General features: G+C 56.3%; 16 protein-coding genes and 1 tRNA gene. 3 read left to right on the plus strand and 14 right to left on the minus strand.

All coding sequences use genetic code 11. The features are described from left to right. Positions 1 to 107: 107 nt before the first annotated feature. A complete protein-coding gene (locus ACR0IU_RS20510; protein ID WP_170591840.1) occupies positions 108 to 731 on the plus strand; it encodes a DnaJ domain-containing protein in 624 nt (207 codons plus the stop codon). 27 nt (positions 732 to 758) lie between these two features. Here ACR0IU_RS20510 and dld read toward each other — a convergent pair whose 3' ends face one another. From dld to ACR0IU_RS20525, 3 genes are all read right to left on the minus strand, one after another. After that, complete coding sequence (dld, locus tag ACR0IU_RS20515; protein ID WP_480717548.1) at positions 759 to 2,441, minus strand: D-lactate dehydrogenase; 1,683 nt, start codon at positions 2,439 to 2,441, stop codon at positions 759 to 761. Positions 2,442 to 2,454: 13 nt separating this feature from the next. Next, a complete protein-coding gene (locus ACR0IU_RS20520; protein WP_480717549.1) occupies positions 2,455 to 4,521 on the minus strand; it encodes a TRAP transporter large permease subunit in 2,067 nt (688 codons plus the stop codon). A 127-nt stretch (positions 4,522 to 4,648) separates the two neighbouring features. After that, positions 4,649 to 5,701 (minus strand): TRAP transporter substrate-binding protein, encoded by a 1,053-nt coding sequence (locus ACR0IU_RS20525; RefSeq protein WP_480717550.1) that lies wholly within the window; start codon positions 5,699 to 5,701, stop codon positions 4,649 to 4,651. A 330-nt stretch (positions 5,702 to 6,031) separates the two neighbouring features. Between ACR0IU_RS20525 and ACR0IU_RS20530 the strand changes: the two genes are divergently transcribed. Further along, positions 6,032 to 6,805 (plus strand): FadR/GntR family transcriptional regulator, encoded by a 774-nt coding sequence (locus ACR0IU_RS20530; RefSeq protein ID WP_480717551.1) that lies wholly within the window; start codon positions 6,032 to 6,034, stop codon positions 6,803 to 6,805. A 101-nt stretch (positions 6,806 to 6,906) separates the two neighbouring features. Here the strand turns inward: ACR0IU_RS20530 and ACR0IU_RS20535 are convergent, their stop codons facing one another. From ACR0IU_RS20535 to ACR0IU_RS20580, 10 genes are all read right to left on the minus strand, one after another. Next, positions 6,907 to 7,584: an SOS response-associated peptidase gene (locus ACR0IU_RS20535; RefSeq protein ID WP_480717552.1), complete on the minus strand. Its 678-nt coding sequence runs from the start codon at positions 7,582 to 7,584 to the stop codon at positions 6,907 to 6,909. A 59-nt stretch (positions 7,585 to 7,643) separates the two neighbouring features. Then, positions 7,644 to 8,237 (minus strand): GNAT family N-acetyltransferase, encoded by a 594-nt coding sequence (locus tag ACR0IU_RS20540; protein ID WP_170780743.1) that lies wholly within the window; start codon positions 8,235 to 8,237, stop codon positions 7,644 to 7,646. Then, positions 8,230 to 8,628: a ketosteroid isomerase-related protein gene (locus tag ACR0IU_RS20545; RefSeq protein ID WP_480717553.1), complete on the minus strand. Its 399-nt coding sequence runs from the start codon at positions 8,626 to 8,628 to the stop codon at positions 8,230 to 8,232. Before ACR0IU_RS20545 ends, ACR0IU_RS20540 begins: the two co-directional genes overlap by 8 nt. Continuing rightward, positions 8,625 to 9,083, minus strand: coding sequence for an arsenate-mycothiol transferase ArsC (locus ACR0IU_RS20550; RefSeq protein WP_480717554.1), 459 nt, complete (start codon positions 9,081 to 9,083; stop codon positions 8,625 to 8,627). Before ACR0IU_RS20550 ends, ACR0IU_RS20545 begins: the two co-directional genes overlap by 4 nt. A gap of 3 nt (positions 9,084 to 9,086) precedes the next feature. Then, positions 9,087 to 9,566, minus strand: coding sequence for a UPF0262 family protein (locus tag ACR0IU_RS20555; RefSeq protein ID WP_480717555.1), 480 nt, complete (start codon positions 9,564 to 9,566; stop codon positions 9,087 to 9,089). A 97-nt stretch (positions 9,567 to 9,663) separates the two neighbouring features. Next, positions 9,664 to 10,965 carry a histidinol dehydrogenase gene (gene hisD / locus ACR0IU_RS20560; RefSeq protein ID WP_480717556.1) on the minus strand — a complete coding sequence of 434 codons (1,302 nt, stop codon included), beginning with the start codon at positions 10,963 to 10,965 and terminating at the stop codon, positions 9,664 to 9,666. A gap of 60 nt (positions 10,966 to 11,025) precedes the next feature. Further along, positions 11,026 to 11,547, minus strand: a complete 522-nt coding sequence (locus tag ACR0IU_RS20565; protein ID WP_480717557.1) for a GNAT family N-acetyltransferase — start codon at positions 11,545 to 11,547, stop codon at positions 11,026 to 11,028. Beyond that, complete coding sequence (locus tag ACR0IU_RS20570) at positions 11,544 to 12,020, minus strand: DUF2948 family protein (protein WP_010441087.1); 477 nt, start codon at positions 12,018 to 12,020, stop codon at positions 11,544 to 11,546. The genes ACR0IU_RS20565 and ACR0IU_RS20570 overlap by 4 nt, the downstream gene beginning before the upstream one ends. After that, the gene (gene murA / locus ACR0IU_RS20575) at positions 12,017 to 13,285 is read right to left on the minus strand and encodes a UDP-N-acetylglucosamine 1-carboxyvinyltransferase (RefSeq protein ID WP_480717558.1); all 1,269 of its coding nucleotides are present in this window, start codon (positions 13,283 to 13,285) and stop codon (positions 12,017 to 12,019) included. Before murA ends, ACR0IU_RS20570 begins: the two co-directional genes overlap by 4 nt. A 6-nt stretch (positions 13,286 to 13,291) precedes the next feature. Continuing rightward, positions 13,292 to 13,447, minus strand: coding sequence for a hypothetical protein (locus tag ACR0IU_RS20580; protein WP_010441084.1), 156 nt, complete (start codon positions 13,445 to 13,447; stop codon positions 13,292 to 13,294). An 83-nt stretch (positions 13,448 to 13,530) separates the two neighbouring features. Here ACR0IU_RS20580 and ACR0IU_RS20585 point away from each other — a divergent pair. After that, positions 13,531 to 13,605: transfer RNA gene (locus tag ACR0IU_RS20585), tRNA-Thr, on the plus strand. 1,287 nt (positions 13,606 to 14,892) lie between these two features. Here ACR0IU_RS20585 and ACR0IU_RS20590 read toward each other — a convergent pair. Further along, positions 14,893 to 16,935, minus strand: a complete 2,043-nt coding sequence (locus ACR0IU_RS20590) for an amidohydrolase (RefSeq protein WP_480717559.1) — start codon at positions 16,933 to 16,935, stop codon at positions 14,893 to 14,895. Positions 16,936 to 16,956 lie beyond the last annotated feature (21 nt).

The raw sequence follows: 16,956 nt of genomic DNA on the forward strand, positions 1-16,956 counted from the left end.
TTTTTTGCTCAACGGCAAATAAATTGCCGTTCCCCTCTTCTACTTTCGGCTGCTTAGATTAAACTGCTGCCTCCGAGTCGAAAAGATGCCTTCGTGAGGTTGTGCAGATGGTAAAGTCAGATCCCTTCGGATTCGATATGTCCGTATCCACCGCTAAGAAAAAGAAGCCGCGTGGCCGTCGGGGCATGTCGGGTGCGTCCGAAACTTCGGTGCGAATCTGTGATCATGAAGGCTGTGAAGAGGCTGGAAAGTTCCGCGCGCCCAAAGCACCGGACGTGCTGGATGATTTTTTCTGGTTCTGCCAGCAACATGTGCGCGAATATAACCAGAAATGGAATTTCTTCGACGGCACCACCGAGGCCGAGTTGAACGCTCAGCGCTCGAAGGACAAAGTGTGGGAGCGTGAAACCAAACCCATGGGCGACCCCGAAGCGCGAGCGTGGGCACGTCTGGGCATCGAGGATCCGCATCAGGTTCTGGGTGAGAACGCCACCAAGAATCCCGGCCGCGCCAATTCCGGCGGCCGCCGCCTGCCTCCGACTGAACGTCGCGCGATCGAGATCCTCGAAGCGCAGGACAGCTGGTCCAAGGCCGAGATTCGCAAGGCATATAAAAAGCTGATCAAGGTACTGCACCCCGATATGAACGGCGGTGACCGGTCTCAGGAGGAACAGCTGCAAGAAGTCGTCTGGGCCTGGGACCAGATCAAAGACAGCCGAAGCTTTAAATAAAGCAAATCGGCTGCGGATCGATTTGCTTCAAGAATAGTGCTTGTTCCGGGACATCTTGCCGATGCCCGGGTTCATGCTGTTCGTGGGATCGATCGACTTGTAGAAGGCCGCCAAAGCCGGTTTGGCTGCATATAGGTGCCCGACATTGTGCTCAGCCGGGTATTCAGCGCCGCGTTTGTCCAGCAGCTCCAGCATTGCGGATTTCAATGCCTTTGGGTCAGCCCCCTTTTTGACGATGTAATCCTGATGCAGCACATGGCACATGAAGTGACCGTAGTAGAGCTTGCTGACCAGTTGATCCGCGATCTCGGGCGGCAGATCCTCGAACCAGTCGCTGTCATTGCGGCGCAGCGCGATATCCAGAGCAATGATATCTTCGACTTCGGCAGCATGAACCTTCATATAGCGGATGGCAGCACCAGCGGCGGCAAAGCGATGTAAGCCAGCCATCTTTGCCTCGCGCGGATTGCATTCGAAGAAATCCAGCTGTTCATTCGCCGTCATCTTTTCCAGCAACACGCGCGCTTCGTCTATACCCCCATCTCTCGTCTGGAGGATCAGGTGATGCGGATACCGATCCCGATAGGCTCGTATCCGACGCGGCAGAATATCAGGCCAGAACCGCATCGCGAATTGCATGAAACGGTCGGTGAAATTGTTGAGGCCCGGCAAACCTTCCAACCGCGCGTCCACCGCGCCTTTCAGCGCAAAGAAAGTGGGCAAACGGTCGGTGCCCAGCTTGTCAATCATCACCATAGTGTCTTTGCCGTAGCGGTCTGAGATATCAAACACCTCTTCATGCATATACTCCGCGCTGACCGGTAGGGTCTTGAAACCTGAAAGGATGTGGCGACGCAGCTCTGTCAGCGCCCCAGTATTCTTCGCTCCGACATAGAAAGTACGTTCGGTTTCGTTCTTGGCATAGGTGTCCAGCCGCACGGCGAAGACGGCGAGTTTTCCGGCACATCCCGCAGCCTCGTATAAACGGGACTTGTCAGCATTGAACCGGGCCGGGGTATCAGCGTCTACGTTGCGCACCCGGCGGGCGTAGTCAGTGTCGGAGGCTTTGCGGTTATCTATCTCGACATCGGTTGCTGAGAAATCACCGTTCTGTAGCCGGGTCAGGATTTCCTCGGGCGTATCGCCCAATTGCATGCCTAGATGGTTTACCAATTCAAGCGCACCACCCTGCGCGATGCGAGCGTATAGTGACAGCTCAGTGTAAGAAGGGCCCCGCTCGACAAGTGAGCCGCCCGAATTGTTGCACACCCCACCCACGACCGACGCCCCGATGCAGGAAGATCCGATCACCGAATGCGGTTGGCGGCCGATCGGGTCCAGCAGCTTTTCCAGCGCAAAAAGCGTGCTGCCCGGAAAGCTGATGACCTGCTTGCCGTCATTGATCAGATGCAGATCATCCATCCGCCGCGTGTTGATCAGAACCACATCACGGTCATAGCTGCCCTTGGGAGTCGAGCCTTCAGTCAAACCAGTATTGGCGGCTTGCATGATGACGATTTTATCGGCGGCAACACAGACTTGCAGCACCTTCCATTGTTCCAGCAACGTGGAAGGTTGAACCACCGCCAGCGCATCGCCTTCACCCGATCTGAACCCCCGTCGAAAACGCCGGGTGCTGCGGGCTGAGGTCAATACGCGCCGCCGCCCGCAAATGGCCTGCAAACGCTTGATCAGATCGGCGTCGGTCATCCCGTAGCCCTCCTTAATACGCGACCGAAGGAAGCCAGGTCGCCAATTGCGGCCAGAGGAAGACAAAGAACAGTCCGGTCAACTGCAGGATCACAAACGGAATGATCCCTTTGTAGATATCGGTCAGCTTGATCTCGGGCGGGCAGACCCCTTTCAGGTAGAAAAGCGCAAACCCAACTGGGGGCGTCAGGAACGAGGTCTGCAAGGTCACCGCCACAAGAATCACGAACCACACCAGTGCGGGTTCATCGATGACGCCAAAGCCGTCGATATCCAAACCCAGTCCATTCACGATGGGGCGCATCAGGGGCAGGACGATTAGCGTGATTTCGATCCAGTCCAGCACAAAGCCCAGCAGGAAAACGATGAACAGGATCATGAACACGGTGCCGTTGGGGCCAAGCCCGGTCCCATGGATCATATCCTCGATCAACGCATCGCCGCCCAGTTCCCGTAGGACGTATGAGAACACGGTCGCGCCCAGGAAGATCGCAAAGATATAGGCGGTGGTATTGAACGTGGCCTTCAGCACATTCACCAGTTTGGCCAGCGTCAGCTTGCGATATCCCAGCGCCAGCAGTGTGGCACCCAGCGCGCCTACGCCCGAGGCTTCAGTCGGCGTGGTCAGACCCGCAAAGATTGAACCCAGAACGGCGAGGATCAACGCCAGCGTAGGCAGAACGGCAATCAGCACGTCTTTCACGGCGGCCCAATCGGGACGGGTTGCGCCTTCGGGCACCGGGGCCACGTCGCGTTTGATCAGGGCGATCACGAAGATATAGGTCAGATATAGCGCACCGATGATCACACCGGGGAATACTGCGGCCATGAACAGATCACCCACCGACAGAGCCATCTGATCCGCCATAATCACCAGCATGATCGAGGGCGGAATCAGGATGCCCAGCGTTCCAGATGCACTGACCACACCAGCGGCCAGCGAAGGGCTGTATTTCTGCTCCATCATCGAGGGCAGAGACAACACGCCCAGCAGAACGACCGAGGCTCCGATGATGCCAGTCGAGGCGGCGAGGATGATCCCTATCATGGTGACCGTGATCGCCAACCCGCCGCGCACCGTACCAAACAAGCGCTGCATCGAGGTCATCAGACGCTCAGCCACGCCGGATTCATCCAGCATCAGACCCATGAAGATGAACATCGGCAACGCCACAAGAACAGCGTTCGACATGGTGGCATAGACCCTGTTCACCACCGCGCCCAGCGTCAGATAGTCCAGCCCGGTCAGCGTTTCCTCAAGTCCGGTCCAGTTCATCAGGCCGTTGTCGAACAGATAGGCCAGTCCGCAATAGGCGACACCGACACCAGCCAGAGTCCACGCCACCGGGAAGCCGGTAAACAGCAACGCGATGAAGGTCAGGAACATGGCGATGACCAGCTTTTCCTCGGTCGTTTCAACGAGGAAGGTCAGCGCTGTTGCGACCACAGCGAAGCCCAGCAAGGCCCAGATGATCAGGCGCAGGCCTTTGCCCTGGCGTTCCTCATCCAAGTTCATGAACAGGGCGTGCACATCGTGGATCAGCCGCGCCGCCGCCGCCAATCCCAGCAATGCAAAACTGGCCGGGATCACGCCTTTCAAGGCCCAACGCGCAGGCAGACCGGTCGGGCTGTCTGAGGATTCGTTGACCCTCCAGCTTTCGTAGAAATAGTCGTATCCCTGATCGATCATCAGATAGATGAACGGCACAAGCAGGGTGAGGATTCCGATGATCTCGATGATCCGGCGCACGCGCTGGCTGAGCTGCATATGCAGCAGGTCGACCCGCACATGGCTGTCGGTGACCAAGGCATACGAGATACCGATCATCGTCACCAGCCCGTAGAAATGCCACTGGATCTCGTCCAGCTTAGGATAGTTCTGGTTTAGCAGATAGCGCATCGCCACTTGCGATACGATGGCTGCAACCAGCAACAGGTTGGCCCACATGACCACATGACCCACTGCTTTGACGCCGTTGTCGATAGCCACCGCCAGCCTCTGACGGTCGGGCTCACCATGCTCAAGGATGCTTTCATAGACTTCAATCGGGTCGTCGTGCTGACGCTGTGTCTCGGCCATGGTCTCCTCCTCGAGATTTCGGCGATGGGGACGTGAATGCGCCCTGGTCGTTTGGGAAAATAAAGAAAATCAGCATTGCCCGAGGGCGGCGGGAGGGGCCGCCCTCAGACGATCGCAAGCGATTATTTTACTTGCGGGGGAGGAACGCGTTCTCTTTCCAGACGGCATAGCCGTCGCGGAACTCAGTCATGTCGGCCAGAACTTTGGCGAAGAATTCGTCGTTTGCGGCTTGTTCGGCAGCAACCTCTTCCCAAGTCGCGCGGAAGGTCGACAGCATTTCATCATTCCACTGCTTGATCTGGACGCCGTTGTTTTCGACGTTGTCCAACAAGGCCGCATGTTGGATCGCCTCACCTTCGGCAAAGCTGTCGGCCATCGAGGCTTTGCATGCGTTTTCGATGATCGCCTTGTGCTGATCGCTAGCCTCGTTCCAGACGTCCTTGTTGATCATCAGCTCGAACACGGTCGCTTGCTGGTGCCAGCCGGGGAAGTAGTTGTACTTGACCAGCTTGTGGAAGCCGAGACGCGCGTCGATGGCAGGCATCGAGAATTCGGTCGCGTCAATCGCGCCTTTTTCCAGTGCCGGGAAGATTTCGCCACCGGGCAGCAGCGAGGTCGCCACGCCCAGTTTCTGCATCACTTCACCGCCCAGACCGAAAAAGCGCATCTTCAGGCCGTTCAGGTCTTCTCGGCTGTTGATCTCATTCGCGAACCAGCCCGAAGTTTCGGGGGCGATGATCGCGCAAGGGATGACGTGAACGTTGAAACCAGCCTGATCATACATCTCCTGATACAGGCTCATGCCGTTGCCATAGTACAACCACGCCATGTATTCGCCCGCCTCGGGGCCAAACGGAACGGCCGAGAACAGCGGCGCGGCAGGTATCTTGCCCGCCCAGTAACCTGCGGTGGTATAGCCCGAGTTGATCTTGCCAGAAGACACCGCATCCAGAATCTCGAAGGGTGGGACCAGCTTGCCGGGCTCGTAAACCTTCATCTTCAATGTGCCGCCGGACATCAGGTCCAGTTGTTCGGCCACACGCGGGATCGGCGACCCGAGACCCGGCAATGCGGTCGAGAACGCAATCGGGGTTTTCAGCAGCATCTTGTCTGCGGCATGGGCGACCGGGGCCGCCAATAGCGAGGCCGCAACGGCGAGCGATGTCAAGGTGGTCTTCATGTGTTCTCCTCCAAGGTAAAGATCAGCCAACGGTCCGGCTGCAACTCTCGCCGCATCCACGGCCCTATTGGTAAATATTATTAACCAGAGAATTCAGTCAATAATTTTATTTACCTCTCGGTAGAAACCTGAGTGATCGATTGTCAAATCACGGCACCATGGTTTTCCCAGTATTTTTCTGCCGCGATTCTTGAACTCAAATACTAACAAGGAGTTACGAATAATCTGGATATCCGTATTTTTGGGTAGTAGTTCTTGCAATATTGAGCTCTAGTGGTAAACTTTATAAACAACCTTAGCGCCCACCCTTTCAGCATCCGGACAGGAATTATGAGCGAGAACAGCCTCTTTGATCCCGTAGGTCACGAATCAGTCGCCGACGCCGTTGTTGCCCAAATCGAGACCATGATCGTGGACGGCATCCTGAAAGAGGGTCGGAAAATCCCGTCAGAAAGAGACCTCGCCGAAGCTCTTGGTGTTTCGCGGCCAAAACTGCGCGAGGCACTTCAGATTCTGGAAAATCGCGGTCTGGTCACGGTGCGCCACGGCGAGGGCACATTTATTGCAGCCCTCACCGGCAGGGCGATGTCCCCTGCCCTGTTGTCGCTTTATGCGCGGCACGGCAGTGCCTTTTACGACTATCTTGAATACCGGCGCGAACAAGAGGCGTTTGCAAGCCGACTTGCCGCACAGCGGGCGACACAATCAGACAAAGAGCGGATCGCTGAAATCATCGAAGACATGCAGAATGCGTGGGAGAATGATGATCAGGATGCCAGTGAAGAGGCGGATTTCCGGTTGCATGCCGCAGTCGCCGACGCGAGCCAGAATACGACGCTTATCCACATGATGGCATCAATCTATGATCTCACCCGCCAGGGTGTGTTCTACAACCGCCGCTTTCTGCGCACGATGGACGGCACCGGAGAGGCGCTGCTGCAGCAACACAAGGAAATCGCTCAGGCCATCATCGACGGAGATCCCGACCGCGCCGACGCGGCGGCCCGACGCCATATGGACTTTGTCGAAGCCTCTTTCCGGATCGGGCAGGAACAGCAAGCCCGCGAAATCAGGGCGGCAAAGAGACGCCAGTTCTCGGCCTGACGCATATCGAATTAATGGCTGCGACATCTCTGGCGCAAAGGCGTGTGGCCTCGACTAGCGAAGGCTTCGGGCTCTCTGTCGTAATTGCGCCTCTGGCTCAGTCAAAAGTCGAAGGCTGTCTGAACAGGAGGGGAAAATGGCTCGATCATTTCCTCGCCTTCGCTGTCCCGCTTGATCGGCCTGACGGTGTGATATTCAAAACGGCCTTCGTAACCTGTGCCAAGCATTTTCTGTGCGTCCTGAGGCTTTGTGACCCCGGACAGCCAGCTTTCGATCTCGTCAGGCGTCAGGATGACCGGCATACGGCTGTGAATATGAGCAATCTGCGGGCTGGGCTGGCGGGTCAGTATCGAACAGCTGTGGCGACCGCCCTCCGTCTGAAAAAATCCTGCGAAGAACATAGTAGGCGCATTGCGCTTGACCGTAATAAAGACCGGGCAATCATGGCCCTGGTCTTTTGGCCACTCATAGTACCCCAACGCCGGGATCAAGCAGCGGCCGTTGTCCCAGTAATCTTGCCAGAAACTTACATTTTCAATCTTCGAGTTTATGACGGGCTTCGCGCTACGCGGGTCCTTCAACTGCCAGCGTGCGGTTGTCAGTTCTGCGGTACCATTCGCCCACCGGATCATGCCGATCTGATTGGTCGGGGAAACATTATAACCGCCTGTTGGCAACTGGTCGGGCAAATGGGGCGAAACTTTTCCGTAGAGAAAATTCTCGAGTATCGCCAACATCTCGCGCTGCGTCAGGTGACCGGCTGCAAACTTACCACACATGTCACGATGGTATTGGGTGGCGATAATCGGGGCAAGTGGGCAGCTTGCCCTCAAGCATTTTACAGATCACGAATCCAAAACTGCAATGGTTTTTGGTTTTCAAACTCCTCGCCCACATCCTTCCACGAGAACTGCGCTACCACCCCCGGTAACGGCGTGTATCCCCGCCCGCGCCAGAAGGTATCAAGCGGACGGTAATCGGCGGGTCGCATCGGGTGGTTATCGGGGCGCTGGACGCTGCAGAAGGTGCATTTGGTGAAGCCCAACGCACGCGCATGTTGCTCGCGCAGGTCAAAGAACTTATGCCCTACGCCTTGTCCTCGGTAGCGCGGCAACAACACGGACTCTGCGCAGTAGAAGATGTTTGAAAGGTCCAGATCCGTCTCTGCAAAGGCTGCAGCGAAGTCGTCAGCATGATCGGTCAGGGGGGCCCCGGTCGAGGCGCCGACCAACCTGTCGCTATCAAAGGCACCGACAACGATAGCCCTGTCACTGTCCCGATAGGATCGCAGGTATTCTCGTTCATAGGCCAAATCGCCATCATAGAGATATGGCCAGACCCGGAACACCTCGATCCGAAGGCGCGCCACATCGTCCAGCGCAGCCTCAAGTGCCGCTCCGGTCAAGGGGCGGACATCCGTGATCTCAGCCATTTGAAACCTGTTTGGTCCAGTCAGCAAGATTGTAGTAGGTCGTCACGCGAGTGATCTTGCCATCCCTGAGGTCAAAGAACGAACCCGCAGGCAGGCGATAGGTCTGGCCATGCGCCTCAGGCAACCCCTCATCGGTTTCCAGATAGGTGCCGTTGACGATAAACTCGGCGGCGGCGCGGGCGCCGTGCTCGGCCTCGAAGATCACGATATCGGTCAGGTTCTCGCGGTAGCAACGATTCATATGGGCGCAGAAGGCGGCAAATTTCTCTTTGCCGACGCGGATCTGGCCTTCGTTGACGTGATGGGCCACGTCGTCGGACAGGCAGGCCAGCATCGCCTCGACATCACCGGCGTTGAAAGCGTCGAAATAGGTTTTGACGGTCGGGTTCATGGTCGCTCCGTTGGTTCGCCCCAGCGGTCTTTCAGATGCGAGATGATCTGATCGCGGGTCTGTCGGTAGTGACGTAGCTTTTCTTCGCGGGATTCGCCTAATCCGGTAGGGTCCATAATTGGCCAATAATCGACATCGAGGTGAAAAAACCGGGTCAGTTCCAGCGCCTTTCTCTGGCTGGCTGGCGATAGGGCCACAATCAGATCAAACGAGCTGAGATCGTCGCCCCATTCCTCCATCTCGTCGAATGATCGCGAACGGTGGCGGGACAACTCGACTTCGATCTCCTGACAGACAGCTATGCAGAAGCCGTCGATATCAAGATCACCGTGGACACCCGCAGATTGCACATAGGTGCCTGTCCCATAAAATTTCTTCATGATGCCTTCGGCCATGGGGGACCGAACCGAATTGTGGTCGCAACAGAACAGAATGGACTGCGGCAGAGACGTCACCCGTCAGCCTCCGAAATGCAGCACGCAGATTAGCGTGAACAGGCGGCGGGCGGTGTCGGTGTCGATATCGGCTTTGCCTTCCAGCCGTTCCTGTAGCACGCGGCTACCTTCGTTGTGGATACCGCGCCGGGCCATATCGATGGTTTCGATTTGGCTGGGCGGCAGGTTCTTCACCGCGTTGAAATAGCTCTCGCAAATCTGGAAGTAGTCTTTGACCACTTGGCGGAACGGCCCCAGCGACAGATGAAACTCAGCCGCCTTCTCGCTCGCCTCGGTTTTAATGTCGAATACCAGACGTTTGTCGCGGATTGACAGTTGCACGTGGTATGGCCCGTCCGGGGTTGCCCGGCCATCGCGTGAGGGAAGAGTGAACGAATTCTCTTCAAGCAGATCATAGATGGCGACCTTGCGCTCCTGCTCGATTTCGGGGGTCGGCGGGGGTAGGTTCCGGTCATCCAGTTCGATATGCGAGATACGGGTCATCTTAACAGTCACAATCCTTACGTCTGCAAAGACCTATAACAACGGATTTCAATGGGCAACGCACAGAAGTGGCATCGCCTCAAGTCATTGCGTTAAATCAACCGTTCAATCGGTTCAGGCGTGCCGTAACCGATAATCCGTGCGCCTCAAGGCTTTCCGACTTCGCAAGCATTTCGGCTGCCGGACCGATGATGCGGAGAGCCTCGGGCGTCATTTGGCTGAGCGTGGTTCGTTTAAGGAAATCCATCACGCTAAGTCCGGACGAGAATCGCGCCGAACGTGCGGTTGGCAGCACATGATTAGGGCCGCCGACATAGTCGCCGATGGCTTCGGGCGTATACTGGCCGAGGAAGATCGCACCTGCGTGGATGGTTTTCTGACTCAGCGCATCTGGGTCGGCCACGCAGAGTTCCAGATGCTCGGGGGCGATACGGTTGGACAGTGCAGCGGCCTCATTCAGATCACGCACGGTAATCACCGCGCCGAAATCACGCCAACTGGCACCTGCGATGGTACGGCGCTGAAGGGTCCCAAGGCGTTTCTCGACGGCTTGGGCAACGGCCTCACCGAAATCGGCGTCGTCAGTAATAAGAATCGATTGCGCACTTTCGTCATGCTCGGCCTGGCTGAGCAGGTCCAATGCGATCCAGTCGGGGTCGTTGTCCCTGTCGGCAATGACCAGAATTTCCGAGGGACCGGCGATCATGTCGATACCAACTTTGCCGAACACCCGGCGTTTGGCAGCAGCAACAAAGGCGTTGCCCGGCCCGGTGATCTTGTCGACCGGCGCAATGGACTCGGTGCCATATGCCAGCGCGGCCACGGCCTGCGCACCTCCGATACGATAGATTTCATCCACACCCGACAGCTGCGCCGCCAGCAGGACCAACGGGTTCGCCTGACCGTCAGGTGTTGGAACGACAATCGCCAGCCGGTCCACGCCAGCCACTTTTGCAGGAATTGCGTTCATCAGAACCGACGATGGGTATGACGCCAATCCGCCCGGCACATAGAGCCCCGCAGCCGACACCGCGGACCAGCGCCAGCCGAGCGTCGCCCCGGCCTCATCCGTCCACCGATGGTCCTCGGGCATCTGTTTTTCGTGGTAGGCCCTGATGCGGTCAGCCGCCAGTTCCAGCGCTGCGCGATCCTCTGGCGTAACCCGCGCGACGGCTTCAGCGGTCTCATCTGCAGAGAAGGCCATGGTCTCGGGCGTCAGCTCGAGACGGTCGAATTTCGCGGTTAGCTCGATCACGGCCGCATCGCCTCGGGCGCGCACATCGTCGATGATCTGTGCCACGACCGCGTCCACATCGGGGCTGTCCTCGCGTTTTGCGGATAGCAGCGACTGAAAAGCGGGCTCGAAATCAGCTGCGGTCGTATCGAGGAAAACGGGCATGTAGGGTACTCCGAAGGCGTTTCAACGGGTCTTATCGCCGGGACCGCGTGGCCTCAACCCTTAGCCCACTGGATGCAGCGATTTGCGCATTGGATATTGCGGAATGCCGTTCCATTCGGTGGGGTCTCCAGCGTCCTGCCAACCCTGCGCGACATAGAACCCATGTGCGGTATTGGTCGCACGCAATTGCGCCTCTGTGCAGCCTTGCGCGCGCAATTCATCTTGCAACCGATGCAGAAGAGTTGCGCCAATTCGTTGCCCAGAGTGATCTGGGTCGACATAGAGTAATGAAATCTCACCCTCTGCACGCAGTCCGCCAACGGCTACAACCTCCTCCCCTTTTGTCGCGACCCACAGAGAGGCTCCGGCATCGATCCAGTCTCGGATCGCAGCCGGATCCTTGTTGGCGGTCCACAGGGCAAGCTTTATGGGGTCATCCCGATGATCCGCCTGACACAGATCGCGGATCGAACGGGTCAGAGTCCGGCTCATGCCGAACACATCAAAAACAGTTGCGGGTCGTAATCCTAGACCCTCAGATGGGTTCGAAAACGCCTGAGCGATGCCGCGTTTATTGTTCACTCGGGGTGCTGCGGGGCCTGGCCCGACGGCGCGATGTATGGGCGTGTAACGTCCTTGAGCGTAACGTCTATCACCTCGACCGACAGCCGTATCGCACCATCGCCAGCGAGCGTCAGCAACACCTGACCGGCGCCATCTTCTGCGGGCTCAAATTCAACTGACAACAGGGACAGGATCATATCCTTGTCGCTGCGGTCGATACCTTGGCTGGCCACGGATAAAACGGAATCAAACACCAATACTGCCTGTACTCGTTCGAATGCACGGCCTCGCCGGGCAGCGGCATCTTTGTCTTCCCAACGAAAGCGATTCAGCAACAAGGCAAAGCGACGCTCGGACGGGCGCCATGTCATCTCGGTGACCGGAAAAATCGCATCCTGCGTCAGGGTCGCGATAACCTGCAGGTCATCGGCATCCTCGGCCCCAAGGTTCAGCGGTGCCTCGCGGCCGTCTTTGAAACTCGCGTCTGTCATTGACCTTTAATCCGTTCGATCTTTGCGCCCACGCCTTCCAGCTTGCGCACCACATGTTCATATCCGCGATCCAGATGATAGACCCGGCTGACCACCGTTTCACCTTCCGCCGCCAATCCGGCAAGGATCAACGAGACCGAAGCCCGCAGATCGGTCGCCATCACCGGCGCGCCTTTCAAGCGCTCAACCCCGGTGACGGTGGCCGTGCCACCATGCACCTCGATATTGGCACCCATGCGCACCAATTCGGGGGCGTGCATAAATCGATTTTCAAAGATGCGCTCCTCAAGCACCGAAGTTCCCTCGGCTATGCACATCAGCGCCATCATCTGCGCCTGCAAGTCGGTTGGAAATCCGGGGAACGGTTCGGTAACAACATCAACCGAGCTTACGCGCCCGTTCTTGCGCGTCACTTTCAGGCCTTTGTCGGTCTCTGCCACACTGACCCCTGCCGCATCCAACTTGGCAGCAAAACTCTCGACCAGCCGCATACGGCCACCTAACAGCTCGACCTCGCCTCCACAGATCGCAGGGGCCAGCATATAAGTGCCCAACTCGATCCGGTCGGTCACCACCTGATGGGTGGCACCGTGCAGCCGATCAACACCTTGAATTTCGATGGTCGAACTACCCTCACCCGAAATTTGCGCGCCCATCTTGCGCAGGCATTCCACCAGATCGACAATCTCAGGCTCGCGCGCAGCGTTCTTAAGTACAGTCGTACCCTTGGCCAGCGTGGCGGCCATGACGATATTCTCAGTCGCACCAACCGACGCAAATCGCATTTCGTGCACGGCACCTTTCAGACCACCGGGTGCCTTGGCGTGAAGATAGCCATCTTTCAATTCGATTTCGGCACCCAGCGCCTCTAACCCTTCGATATGCAAATCCATCGGGCGCGCGCCGATCGCACAACCACCAGGCAGCGATACAACGGCCTGCCCAAACCGCGCAAGCAAGGGTCCGAGCACCAGATTCGAAGCGCGCATCTTACGAACGATGTCATAATCAGCAACATGGCTGGTCAGGCTGTGGCTCGACATCGCAATCACCTGCCCATCCTGCAACGCAGACACTTCAGCCCCAAGAGATTGAAGCAATGCGGTCATTGTCTTGATGTCACTAAGGCGCGGCGCATTGGTCAGCGTCAGCGGTTCTTCGCTGAGCAACGTCGCAGGCATCAGCGTCAGGCACGCATTCTTCGCCCCTGCAATGGGAATCTGCCCACTCAGCGGGCCGTTGCCCGTCACCAGAATCGAATCCATCTGCTCTTATCCCTCGTCCTTGTCGGCCTTGTGCCCGGACGCTGCCCGCGCTTTCGCCTGTGCCTTACGCCGCGCCATATTCGCCTTCAGAGCCGCCTTCAAACGGTCCTCGCGCGTTTCCCCGGATTTGCCGTGTTTTTTGGGTGAATTTTTGTCTGCCATTGTCTTTCTCTACAGCAGTGGAAAAAAACCGTCCAGACACCCTTGCGCCGCGTTTATTTTAAGTCTAATCACCCGCCCACAGCGCTGCTGTAGCTCAGAGGTAGAGCACTCCCTTGGTAAGGGAGAGGTCGAGAGTTCAATTCTCTCCAGCAGCACCATATATCTCAATAATTATCCTAATTATCAATACATTACATTTCCAATTCTATTCTCAGCCCACCCCTTGGCCCACCTTATAAAAATACTATTCTGAACTTCGTTGTTGCTGTCCGAAAAATCGGCGCGAGTGCCAATTGTGGTATACGAAATTGGTTTTCTCGAAGCCTTGCGACACCTCCACCTCTGAATAGGCAGACCTTAACTGATAGAAAAGTAAGCTGATTCTTGGAGCCCTACACTTCAAGCTGAAGGACTTTTCTTTAATTTTCACGTTCGTCCGAAACCTAAGTATTCCGAAATAAATATAGGTGGTGCTTTATTGAGCATCCACAATCAGAGCTTCAGTTTAACCGCTGCGATTTCTCCAAGACCGATGAGTCACTTGAATCGCTTCAGTGATCGAGTTGCACAACAAAGGGGTCGGGATGCGACCAAAAGGAGCATTGGCTAGAGCAAAAGAAGTAGGCAGCTGGCACCTTACAGCCAAAGGTCACAATAAGGAGATAAGGTTTTCGATGAACACCCAATTCTCAGAGAAATCGCTGGGCGCTACAACCCAATCCATGCAATGCTATTCAGGTGAAAAACCCAGCTAATACAAACGTTCAGGTGCTAAAATGTAAAAGCGGATGTGGGCGAAGATCACCTAGAAACCATCGCGTACGCGTCCGCAAAATTTCTATTGCCTGACACCCTATCTGAATAGCCTAGACCCGATTGAAAACACCCGCACCTGGATCCGTGGCGGACAAAAGGAACGCGAAGCTGGGCGAGACAGAAGGACCGACAAAACAATCTGGTTGCCGCTTTCTGATTAAGCGTCCTTCGTGCGTCAGCGCTAGATCTGCCGCGACCAACGTCAGGTTCGCTAACCCGCGCCTTCGTTGTTCGGCATTGAGCAGCAAACACAGCGACCGTGATTTGCGTAACACAAGCGGATGGAGCGCTCTTTATCAATTTCTTTTTCTTGTTCTTTGTCTATGTCTTGATGGAAGTACGGTCGCGTCGCGTTCGTAGGAAACGCACATTGATTTCATTACAAAAACTCAAATCCTTTCGGTTTTGACCATCACTGATTGCTACTGAATCCGGTGCGTTTTTTTCCAACCTTGTATTCATTCGGAAGTTCCAACGGCCCTAACCGGCCCTTGACCGTCGGCAACCGGTGCTGCGACGCAGCCCGTCGAACCTGCCGTTCGCCGCAAGCGCAAATTCATCGGCTGTCTGAACTCACACAATGCGGACAGTCCGGACATTTGATTACTCGATCTCAGCTGGGCTTCAATCTAAGTATTGGAAGCCCATTCGGACACGACCGCCCACCCCAGTGCGTTGGTTCCGCAACAACTAACTACCGAGATTTGTCCGGCAGCAGATGTCGCACACGACTGAGATACGGGTGAAGCGCAACACGAGCATCCGGCAAGCCTGCCTTTCTGGGCGATACCCGATACGTCAGCAAGCGCGTATAGCGGCTTTGTTGGTGGATTTATTGTATCGCGAGGTGGCGATAATGACGCGCGGTCGAGATCGAAGTCGTCTGACACTGGAAAAATGTCACCCTCAAGTACGGTGCCCCAGATACCGATGTCCTTAATCTTGTAGGCTTCCACCTCGAATGGGTCTTCTTCAAAGATGGTGAAGTTTGCCAACTTGCCGGGAGCGATAGAGCCAACCTCATCCTCCAATCGCAAGGATTGGGCCGCATCGATAGTCACAGCCCGCAAAGCGTCTTCGACCGACAGGCGGTGTTCTGGGCCTGCGACACGGCCAGAGAAGGTCGTTCGGTTTACGCCAGCCCAAACAAGGAATAGCGGTTCACCGGGAGCCATTGGTACATCAGAATGGAATGAGATGGGAATGCCGTTGGCCTTAATTGGCCCAAGGGGCACTATGTCATCTGCACGTTCCGGGCCCAGTCCAAGCTCGCTATATCGATCTGACAGCGCGGTTACGTAGTATGGATTGCCGCTGACGATGCAGCCCAACTCAGCGATCCTTTTTGTTTGATCTTCTCTCGCATAACCAAAGTGAACCAATGTCGTGCGGTGATCCGCCCGCGGCTTCCGGCGCATGTTTCGTTCGACGGCGTCCAAAATCAAATCCACGGCAAGGTCGCCGGTTTGATGAACATGTATTTGGTAACCTGCTTCCCAATATGCATCGAATACGGGATTGAACTCGTCGGGTTGCATGATCCACTCGCCGTGGAAATCGCCACCCACATAAGGCTCCGAGACCTGCATGGCCAAACTGTAGACAGCGCCATCCGCGAAGAGTTTCACCTGCTTCGGCATGAACGCCGTCTTTCCTTCGCCCCAATCCAGCAGTTTTTCCGTCTCCTCAATCATCGAACCACTTTGAAAGTGCAAGGCGGCCAGAGACTTCCCGTCAGGTATGAAATAGGTCCTGAGCTGGGTATCGGGTCCTGAAAAGACCGCGTTGGTTGCATCCTGCAGAGGTCGAGACAGCACACCTCCCGGTTCTGCGGCGACAGTGACGCCAGAACGGTGCATGTATTCTCGGGCCAGTCTAAGGCCCGCGCCCAAGCGTTCAGGAGTTGCCAATACGGGTGCGACCGCCGGAAGGACGGCGAACATGCCTGCCTCGAAGAAATAACCATCTTCGAAACTCGACTGCTCGCGGGCGAGGCCTTCAAATCCATCGACGTACTCTTTTGTGATACCGAGCATTTCCAACGCGGGTGTGTTCAATATAAATTCGTGCGCCGACCGGTGAACAATAATGATTGGACGCGTGCTGCTGATCTCGTCGAGTTGCGCACGCCTGATTTCTCCATGAAAGAAGTGGTGGTACCCCCATGTCAGCAGCAAAGCGTCGGGATCGTCCATAGCCGCTTCGGCAGCTTCTAACCGCGATCGATAGTCCTCCGCGTCCTTTGCCGCCTCCGAAAAGCCAGTCGGAATGTTCCAATCCTCGATCGATATGATCTCGGAGGTCAGGGTCAATCCGGCGAGGAAAGGATGAACGTGCTGATCGATCAAACCAGCAATGATGACTTTCTCGGAGAACCGATCGTCCAAACGAAAGGGTTGCGAGCCGATGCGATCAACGATTGCGTCGCGCGAACCGGCGGCCAGAATACGGTCTCCGACCACAGCAACAGCGTTTGTTGCCGGGTCGTTGTCCTCCATGGTGATGACGCGCTGCGCTATGTAGACAGTGATTTCGGGCAGTGTTTGGAGCTGGCTTCCAAAATCCTGTAATGACGAGGCCGCTTGAGCAGACGTGGCATGAGAAATCGCGATCACTGACGCGCTTCCAAGGATGGTCAATGCAGTGCGGCGGGTAACATTCAGTTTGGTCATAATTTTTCGATGCTCAGTAAG

It is taken from the genome of Ruegeria sp. CL5 (assembly GCF_056536485.1).